1 tRNA gene is annotated in these 417 nt (G+C 34.8%); it reads left to right on the forward strand.

Going from position 1 to position 417, the window contains the following annotated elements:
• Positions 1–32 precede the first annotated feature (32 nt).
• Positions 33–105, forward strand: a tRNA-Lys gene (locus E3E36_RS12270).
• The last annotated feature ends 312 nt before the right edge of the window (positions 106–417 follow it).

Below are 417 nucleotides of genomic sequence, written 5' to 3' on the forward strand. Positions count from 1 at the left end.
TATTTTTGCACTCCCAAAAACAAAACGGGTGAGATCTCGTAGCTCAGTTGGTAGAGCACAACACTTTTAATGTTGGGGCCCTGGGTTCGAGTCCCAGCGGGATCACTGAACAAAAGCCACTTAATTTAAGTGGTTTTTTTATTTGCTATAGCTATATAAAGTTTTATTAAGTGTTAATGATACACTTATAAATTCATTGCTTACATTTACTTTCATAATTAAACATTATTGCAGCCATGAAAAAATGTATTGTTATCCTTTTTGCAGTTTTTTTTTACTTCTTGTTTATTAGCACAAAACACTGCACAATTAGTTGTTAACGGGTATAATCCTCAAACAACCATCAGCCGTCATATCTACGGGCATTTTTCAGAGCATTTAGGAAGATGTATTTACGATGGCTTTTGGGTAAGCGAT

Origin of the sequence: Thermococcus sp. M36, from assembly GCF_012027355.1 — an archaeon.
Taxonomy (GTDB): domain Archaea; phylum Methanobacteriota_B; class Thermococci; order Thermococcales; family Thermococcaceae; genus Thermococcus.